Annotated in this window: 11 protein-coding genes; 1 reads left to right on the top strand and 10 read right to left on the bottom strand. The window is 36.6% G+C overall.

What is annotated here, in order from left to right; genetic code table 11:
* The 10 genes from CDG79_RS37910 to CDG79_RS37870 form a co-directional block, all read right to left on the bottom strand.
* The coding region (locus CDG79_RS37910) for a hypothetical protein (RefSeq protein ID WP_143855713.1) at positions 1-322 on the bottom strand (322 nt) is incomplete at its 3' end.
* A 9-nt stretch (positions 323-331) separates the two neighbouring features.
* Complete coding sequence (locus CDG79_RS37905; protein WP_094346673.1) at positions 332-754, bottom strand: hypothetical protein; 423 nt, start codon at positions 752-754, stop codon at positions 332-334.
* A 50-nt stretch (positions 755-804) separates the two neighbouring features.
* On the bottom strand, positions 805-1533 hold the full coding sequence (locus tag CDG79_RS37900) for a hypothetical protein (RefSeq protein ID WP_094346672.1): 729 nt from the start codon (positions 1531-1533) through the stop codon (positions 805-807).
* A gap of 130 nt (positions 1534-1663) precedes the next feature.
* Positions 1664-2245, bottom strand: a complete 582-nt coding sequence (locus CDG79_RS37895; RefSeq protein ID WP_189525275.1) for an HD domain-containing protein — start codon at positions 2243-2245, stop codon at positions 1664-1666.
* A 29-nt stretch (positions 2246-2274) separates the two neighbouring features.
* A complete protein-coding gene (locus CDG79_RS37890; RefSeq protein WP_189525274.1) occupies positions 2275-3435 on the bottom strand; it encodes a TIGR03985 family CRISPR-associated protein in 1161 nt (386 codons plus the stop codon).
* Between the two features lie 118 nt (positions 3436-3553).
* Positions 3554-3757, bottom strand: a complete 204-nt coding sequence (locus CDG79_RS41790) for a hypothetical protein (protein WP_189525273.1) — start codon at positions 3755-3757, stop codon at positions 3554-3556.
* Positions 3758-3971: 214 nt separating this feature from the next.
* Complete coding sequence (locus tag CDG79_RS37885) at positions 3972-4457, bottom strand: hypothetical protein (protein WP_094346670.1); 486 nt, start codon at positions 4455-4457, stop codon at positions 3972-3974.
* A gap of 42 nt (positions 4458-4499) precedes the next feature.
* Positions 4500-4721, bottom strand: coding sequence for a hypothetical protein (locus tag CDG79_RS37880; protein WP_094346669.1), 222 nt, complete (start codon positions 4719-4721; stop codon positions 4500-4502).
* 44 nt (positions 4722-4765) lie between these two features.
* Complete coding sequence (locus CDG79_RS37875) at positions 4766-5143, bottom strand: hypothetical protein (RefSeq protein WP_094346668.1); 378 nt, start codon at positions 5141-5143, stop codon at positions 4766-4768.
* A 43-nt stretch (positions 5144-5186) separates the two neighbouring features.
* Positions 5187-5759 (bottom strand): LabA-like NYN domain-containing protein, encoded by a 573-nt coding sequence (locus CDG79_RS37870; RefSeq protein ID WP_094346667.1) that lies wholly within the window; start codon positions 5757-5759, stop codon positions 5187-5189.
* 273 nt (positions 5760-6032) lie between these two features.
* On the opposite strand from CDG79_RS37870, the gene CDG79_RS37865 reads away from it, so the two are divergent.
* A partial coding sequence (locus CDG79_RS37865; protein ID WP_143855712.1) for an NYN domain-containing protein occupies positions 6033-6823 on the top strand: 791 nt, incomplete at its 3' end.

Genomic DNA, 6823 nt, shown 5'->3' with positions numbered 1-6823 from the left:
ATTGAACTGTTCCATAATATTTTTCTACTAATTCGTCGTAAGCTTCTGGTAGTTCTACTTTCTCAGCATGGTGGTTAGCGATCGCCCAAAGCAAAGCCACAGGAAACAAGCTAACCATTGAAGCAATCAAAACACCAGCGGAGGCAACTATATAAAAGGCAACTGCTGCTTCAATAATACTGAGCGATCCACTAATCAATAGCGCATCTTTATGAGGGTGGCTATCGTGAATTCCCTCTATTTCATTAAGCATTTCGCTTTGAGTTTGAATATATACATCTTGAGGAGTTTCCTCAAACTGATTAAAATTATCTTCTAGCATAACTTATCCTTAATTCTTGCGTTCTAGAATCGCTTTACGAGTATTTTGTGTGCTGTTTTTCAGCTTAAGACCCGTTAACACTTTAGTTGCATTGCTATGAGCATAAAAACTGGCTAATCCTCCACCTAATAGACCTGCTGATATTGCCCAAGGGCCTCGTCCTGCTTGTTTAGCCAGCAATTGAGGGGCTACAGAAAAAGTCAAAGACCCTGCTAAAATAACAATAAATTGGGTAATTTGTCGTTGATTCCGTGATAAACGGCGAGAGCGCATAGCATCATATTTAGCAATCTGTGAATTCGCTAAATTATATTTGGCATATTCTTTAATTGTTGCGATGATATTTGCTCGGTCGTAGTCTGGCATTCTCACTAAAGTTTTTGGCATAATTTTCAGCCAGCGCTCAAGTCTATCTATACGTTTTGGGTTCATTTTCTCTAACTACAATTACTAAAATCATCTTAGTCACTATTAGGAAAGGTCTATTTCCGCCCGATTTGGAAGAGCCAATCCAGACAAGCCTGACTATCAGAGTAAGTGCAAATTTGAGTATTTTTAACCGAACTAAGCTGGCGGCTTAATTGGTTCTGTAAATCGACATCTGGGCCAATAATCGCTACTGCACCACCTTTGTGGATAATAGCCTCAATCTTTGATTTAATGACAGTAAAATCTTGTTGTTGGTGATTTACAAGTTCAGCAGCTTGGATAACCACTACCGCCGCCACCGGTCGAGGATTACCTTGGCTTTGTTGGTGTTGAATTTCCGTTTCTAGACGAGAGAGTGCATCAATTAACGATGTTCCTGCAACTCGACCAATTCCCGATGGTTGCGTGGTAATCTGTTTGCACTGGTTTTGTATCGACAAGCGATCGCGCTCTTGAAACTCCTGATTGCTCAATATTATCGCCCGATCTGCAAACTTCCCTAAAATTCGGACATCACCCTCCACCAAATGCTCAACATACTGGCGACAAAGCCCCTCTAAAGAACTTTGGTAAGGTTGGTTTGACAGAGATACATCCACCAATAACGCACTATTCACCCGATGGGTTACGTTGTCCATAACCAGAGGAATTCCAATCAGCAACGCACCACCAACAGCGCAAAGCCAAGTTAACGGAGATTTCCACAAAGGTGCTTCTTGCTGCACCTGCTCAAAAGAGACAGTAGAACCTTCTTTTGATTGTTTACGCAAAGAGTATTTCAAAATCGCTATCTCCTAAATTTTGAGAATTCTGAATTATTCTTCAACTTTGACATCCTCTAGGAAACAGGAATTTCCATCACCAATCAGAAAATTTCTCTGCAAAAAGTAATTTGCACAACTCGATTTGTCCTTATTCAAAAGCTTCTAATTGCTTAACAATTCGTCTTAATTCTTCTACAAGCCTGGAATCTGTCAATGTTTGCGCCACTGTTATAACAGAGCGATAAAACCAAAGAGTTCTCTGGCGTTGTTCTTTATTCCAAGCTTTATCTCCATAGAGATCCCATTCAGTCAAATTTGAGCGTGCATTGTGTACTTTGTCAGCGAGTGCTACCCTCAGAACTTCTGCTGAACCCTGAGAAATGTTCTCAAGATATTTTTGTTTACGTTCTTTCCAAGGTGGTTGAGGAACAACATCGGATTCGGTGCAAGCTTCAACAATATCTGCTACTTTGTCGCCAAATTTTTGACGAATAATCTCACCAGTTCTTCTCCCTCCCCGATCTTCTATGGCATCATGTAGCAAGGCTGCGATCGCTTCATCTTCACTTCCCCCATCTTCTAGAACCAATGCAGTCACACTGAGCAAATGACTAATGTAAGGAACACCGCGAATTCTTCTCACTTGTTCAGCATGAAGTTGAGTTGCATACACTAATGCTTCTTCAAAACGAGTAGTTAGCTTTGGTTTGTTAATAGAATTCAAATTCATCTCTCTAGCCTCTTACCTGTAGACACTTTCTATTTCTCTTGATACTGTTTCATCGTGGATTGAATCTCTTGAAAGATTTTATCTTTCAACTCAGAAGGTAAAATAACCTTGACATTTTTACCCCAAATTAAAATTCGCAAAAAAACATCAATATCTTCTTCGTAAAACTTGGCTATACAAAAGACATATTTCTCATTAATCTGTCCCCGCAAAGACTGTAAGATTAGGGTAATCTCTTTGTTATTAAAAAATCTCTCTAAATCGTTATTAAGTTCCTGAAAATTTTGGAAATTAATTTCTTTGAAGATTTTCTGCCGCGAAGTATCCTGGATATAATTTTTATAATGATTGCGTTCAAATCTGACAAACATCATTTTTTGAGTTTTCCAAAAGGCATAACCCAAAGTATCAGCATCTAAAGAATCTTCTACGTCTTCAGGAGTGGGTAGTTGATTTTCATCTTTGAGTTCGCGTAACTTGACTGGAATCTGTTCATTATCCCAATCTAATATTTCTACATCCAGAATTCGATCTAACCGATAACCTTCCCAGTAGTATTTTTCATCCTCAAATTCTGTAGGACGAATGGCATAAAGATAAGGGCCACGTTTGATGTAGTAAAAAATTACCGGAAAAATGATAGTTGTGATTACTGGAGAGGTTTGAAATTTCTTGTAGGTTATCTTTAAAGGCTTGACAGAATCGGATTTAGACCAATTCAATTCTAATGTGTTAATCAAAGCATTATATTTTTGCTTTTTAATGTTTGCTGACATAATAAATTCAGCCGCAAAAAGTAGTCTTTTCTGAGTATTATTAGCAAATCTAGTAATAAAATCTGCCAGTTCTTCATTATTTATATACTCAGAATTGACTTCGCTATTAAATTGTTGATGATTATTTTTTTCTAATGATTCAGGAATTAGCTGCAACCAAGAATCGACCTTAAAATAATTACCTGTTAGTTTTTGCTCCGAATCATAAATTGCTTTGAGCCAGTGAGTTTTTTCAGCATTCGCCAGACTAATTTGGAAGTCTAACCGATAAAGACGAGTCTGATTTGTGAAATTGTCGCCTTGACTATCGAAGGGACGAAGCTGTAATAAGTGCTGAATTTCCGTATCGGAAATTTTGTAGAAATATTTAAAATCATCGATCCATTTATGTCGTTCTGCTTGGAGATAAAACATCTGATACCAAATATCTTCAATAGTAAGTTGTTGCAGTAAATAGATATTTTCTTTTGCTTTCTCTCGTTCTTCTGCTTTTTGTTGCTTTTTATTGGAATTACTGTTTACCTTAGACTTATTAAGCTGCTTTGGTATCTGATTTAATAAGCAAACTGGGAATATAGCGAATTTTATTTTTTGATATCTGCTGGCGTTTGCAGAAAAAGAAACCGATAACTTCTTCATTCATCGTCCGAGACTTCAGTATTGATTGGCGAAACTGCTGCCACATTTGCGGGGGTATATGTAGAGAAATTTCTGGTGCTTGTTTCTGAGTCTTCATGCTATTTTTACCCTCAATTAGTGATTGATAGTGATTGATGATTGCTAAATAAGTGAGTAAAATTAAATATCAAACCTCACTCTGCGCCGAACTTCTCTCTCCTGACTAAGGAGTCAGGGGAGAGGGATTGAGTTTGAAGTTTTTATCTGATATTTAATTACACTCGACTACTTAGTTATTAGTTGAGAAAGAATAACCAATGACAAATAACAAATTATTCATCGCTGTTAATTGCGTGACGTGCAGTGATAAATAATGTAGCCAGATTATGTCCTTTATCGACCTGATTAGTAGGTTTCCAAGAATTAAGCCACACCTCTCGATTAAATCCTCCACCCAATCCAACACAATACCAGTACCATCCTTCATCGCTTAAAAATGGCGCTCCATAGTAGCTTTGTCTGGTAAAGTGATGATCTCCTTCTCCTGTGGTATTCCAAGGGTAGTTAAGATAGCAACCAATCGGAGGAAGTCTGGGATAATCTAGTGGTAATAAAAACAAAACATCACTATTAGAAACAGTGAATTTTTTTGACGATAATGGCATCCCCTTAAATAAAATAGCTGTGTATTTAATATTGCCAATAGTCTTGCTACCAACAATAATATTCTTGGCAACTTTTTCTAAAATGTTGAGTTCTTCTAGCAATCTTGGAGTTGGTTGAAACCCAGATTTATCTTGATTAATTGCCACTGTCATATTTCACCACCATTAATACTAATTTGAAACACGAGCAAAAATCTAAAATTTCAAATCCCAAATTCTAGAGCCTTTAACAATTTTGGGAACAGTCCATACTTTTGAACCTTCTTTGAGTGCTTCTGTATTTTTCAGAGGTCGAGTTCCACCAAACCCTTCTTCCATCACATCATCATTACCAATTTCTGGTAATCTCTTTCTTAAATCTTCTACTGTGACACCTTCTGGTAAATCAATCAGTTTTCCATTGATAATTGCTCTCATGACATCTCTTCGGTTTATTTACAATTAGTGGATGAATTTATCAGTCAATTTGAGTGATGGTGTAGTTGGATAGACTCTGTATATTTCTTAGGTTTAGTATCGTGGTGTGCAGGTTGATTATTCATCCCAAACCAGAACCATAAGCCGACTAATCCAATAGCAACGCCAATCTTGAAATATAAGAAATTTTTGGCTTGATTCGATACATTCTGCTCCAACAGATTCAATCTTTTATCTAACTTTTGCAGGTAGACTTTTACAGCGTTTACTTCCTGTAAATATTTCGCATCTTTTTGTTGATTAATAGCTGTGAACTGCGATTCTAAATTTTGGTAACGTTTAATGATGCCTTCTGTTTGCTGCTGGATTGCATCTATTTGACCTTGTTCTTTCGTGATTAACTTTCCATTAACTGTTTGCATGATTTTCCCATTGGCTGAATTTGGATAAATAACTAATAACTACTTAATCAAAAACATTTGAATTACCAATTCGATGAAGATTTTGATTCCCATTTTGAGCGTTAAATTTATCAAATACTTCAATCAAATCAACAACACTATTTGCGGAGTTTTTTAACTCACTACCTAAAGATTGTTCTACAGAGGCAACTTCAACTCGGATTCCGCGTCTTCTGAGTTTTTCTGCTAAATAAGCAAAATCAGAATCTCCCGTTACTAAAACAACAATGTCTGGTTTAACTTCTAAAGCTAATTGGATTGCATCCATAGCCATGACAACATCTATATTGGTTTCGTAATCATCTCCTTTAGCTTTACCTTCTTTTGAAACGACTAAAAAACCGTTACTTCTTGCCCAATAAACAAATTTTTCTTTAGTTTTTCGCTGTTCTTCAAATCGTTCTCTAGCTGGAGGTAAACCGATATAAATCACCATCTCAATTAATTCTCTTCCTTCTTTTGGGTCGGCTAGATAGTCACGGATTTTTGGCCAGTCTATTTTTCTGTTAAAACTTTGTGCTGCTAAGAAGGTATTATCACCATCTGCAAGAATCATGACGCGGCGAGTTTTTACCATATATTTCCCTGATTGCTTTTGTGCTTGTATGTCGATTATTAAAACCTATGCTTGGAAAAGGTGCTTTCCTCGTCAGATTTGGAATTTTGAATTCAATCAATATTGTTTGGTTAAGGTAAGAGACGCGATAAATCAAGGTAAGAGACGCGATAAATCAAGGTAAGAGACGCGATAAATCGCCGTCTCTACATACTGGTGACGTAATTGGAACAACCGATTTCCACATATTTGATATCTTGATTTTGTGCAAATTTAACACCAGAAAATAAATATATGAAGCTGGGTCAAGCAATTTCTCTGACTGCGGGTTTATCTGCTGCGTGCATTATTACTGGCTCGATTTTCAAGCAACCTATCCTTAGAAACCTGGGTGAACTGACTGGGTTTGGCGCTATTTCTTTAGGAGTCATAGTCAAACTAAATTCAGTCAATGCAGATAAAGAAAAACAGTTGACTGCTTTTAAGCAAGAGAATATTTCTCTGCAAACTAAATTTGAAAAGACGCAAAACGAGCTAAATAAACTCGGAAAGAAATTTCAGACTCAGGATACTCGTCAACGTCTTCATCTTGCTAACATTCAAAAGTTACAGCATCAACAAAAGGTTATTTTAGCAACAGTTACTACTTTGGAGCAAAAATTAGATTTTTATGAAAAAGCTGCTTCTCAAAAACCAGAAAATTTCAAGGTCAACTTGAACAAAAATTCTGTTTTACCTCTGACACAATCTCAAGAGTCTATGACTCGTGTATATATAGATGGTAATAATTTAAGTTTTGCTGTTGATGGATTGCAAATTGAACTGGATTATGATGCTTTACGAATAGAACTTTCTCAAGATGCTAACCGGACTAATTTTAAATATTATACTGGTATTCATTCGCCTATGAATGATGGACAAAGGCGGTTTATTGATTATTTAAAATATCAGCGTTATAAAGTTATCGGGCTTCCTATCTTAGCGCGACCTGATAGTAAAAGTTTTAAAACTGTCGGTGACGATGTGAAAATCGCTGTTGATATTATTGGCGAAGTTAAAAAAGGAGATGATGTGATTCTTGTCAG

It is taken from the genome of Nostoc sp. 'Peltigera membranacea cyanobiont' 232, assembly GCF_002245985.1.
GTDB lineage: Bacteria > Cyanobacteriota > Cyanobacteriia > Cyanobacteriales > Nostocaceae > Nostoc.
The sequence above is the reverse complement of the archived record's forward strand: the minus strand, read 5'-3'. Positions and strand labels throughout refer to the sequence as shown.